This window comes from Saccharicrinis sp. 156, from assembly GCF_050589685.1.
In the GTDB taxonomy this organism is placed as follows: Bacteria; Bacteroidota; Bacteroidia; order Bacteroidales; family Marinilabiliaceae; genus Saccharicrinis.
The window spans coordinates 1-1,638 of sequence record NZ_JBNGOS010000101.1 but is presented as its reverse complement, the minus strand read 5'-3'; the positions used below and the strand labels follow the sequence as shown (position 1 = coordinate 1,638).

1 protein-coding gene is annotated in these 1,638 nt (G+C 36.0%); it reads left to right on the top strand.

Annotated features, from left to right (window positions below):
* Positions 1 to 91 precede the first annotated feature (91 nt).
* Positions 92 to 1,615: an IS1634 family transposase gene (locus tag ACRD64_RS25205; RefSeq protein WP_430937406.1), complete on the top strand. Its 1,524-nt coding sequence runs from the start codon at positions 92 to 94 to the stop codon at positions 1,613 to 1,615.
* Positions 1,616 to 1,638 lie beyond the last annotated feature (23 nt).

Sequence of the window (1,638 nt, the reverse complement as noted above, 5' to 3'; positions counted from 1 at the left end):
TCTTGACTTCCGCACTTTTTGTGGGACACCCTCCGTATCCCTTGCTATTGCTGACTTTCTTTTTTAACTTGGGTGTCCCAAAAATATGTCAATGTTTATTCGCAAGAAACCTAATCGTTCTGGAAGCGTTTCTGTACAAGTGATACAGAAGGTTAAAGGTGTTAATAGAGTAATAAAATCAATTGGGTGCGCCACAACGCAGCAGAACATAGATAAGTTGGTTGATGTTGGATATCAGGAAATTGAAAAAATCACCGGACAAAGTAACCTTTTCTTATCGGATAAAGACTCAAATACAGAGGAAGCATTGTTAAACATCAGTAATTCTGATATAAGAACGGTCGGCCCGGAGATGGTATTTGGGAAAATTTATAACCACATTGGCTTCAATCAAATTGAGGAAGAATTATTCAGACATCTTGTAATATCAAGGTTAGCTTTCCCTTTGAGTAAGCTGAAAACCGTTGATTATATTTACCGCTATCAAGGTATCCATTTAAGCGTAGATAAGATATACCGTTTTTTGGATAAATTACATGATAAGCTGAAAGATCAAGTTGAACAGATAGCATTCACTCATACACTTAAAGTTTTGGGCGGTAACTTATCTGTTGTGTTCTATGATATGACAACATTATACTTCGAAGCAAGTGACGAAGATGACCTGAGAAAAACCGGCTTTAGCAAGGATGGGAAACATCAAAAACCTCAAATCTTTTTGGGCTTGTTAGTAGGCTTAGGAGGTTATGCTATAGGTTATGAAATTTTCGAAGGGAACACTTATGAAGGGCATACGCTTATTCCTTTTTTAGAAAAGATAAGTGCCAAGTTTAATTTGGCTAAACCAATAGTTGTTGCCGATTCAGGCTTGTTGTCAAAAGATAACTTAGCCGCTCTAGAAAGTGACGGGTATGAATATATCTTAGGAGCCAGGTTAAAAAATGAACCAGACAGTATCAAACAAAAGATACTAGGCCTGTCGTTAGGTGATGGCGAAGTATTTTGTATCAATAAGCCTGACGGCAAAAGGCTCATTATTTCATACTCAAAAAAAAGAGCAGCCAAAGATCAATACAACAGGACACGAGGATTAACAAGGTTAGAAAAGAAGGTCAAGTCAGGGAAACTCACAAAGTCAAGTCTTAACAATAGGGGATACAATAAATATCTAACCATGTTGGGTGATGTTACTATAGAAATCGATTATGAAAAATTTGAACAAGATGCCAAATGGGATGGACTAAAAGGTTATGTAACAAACACAAAGCTTAAGGAAGAAGAGGTCATTAACAACTACGGTAATTTATGGCATATAGAAAGGGCGTTCAGAATGTCAAAAACAGATTTAAGAATACGTCCAATTTACCATAGGTTAAGAAACAGAATTGAAGCACATATTTGCATTTCTTTTACTGCATATGCTATATACAAGGAACTAGAGAGAATATTGGCACTTGAAGATACGGAACTATCCATAAGAAAAGCTGCAGAGATCACTCATAATATGTATCAAATTACATATACTCTTCCAGACAGTAAACAAACGAGATCAACTCTCTTAAAAATGGACACTGAACAAGAAGAACTTTATGAAATTATCTTAAAATATTTTTAGGGTGTCCCAATGCGGAAGTCAAG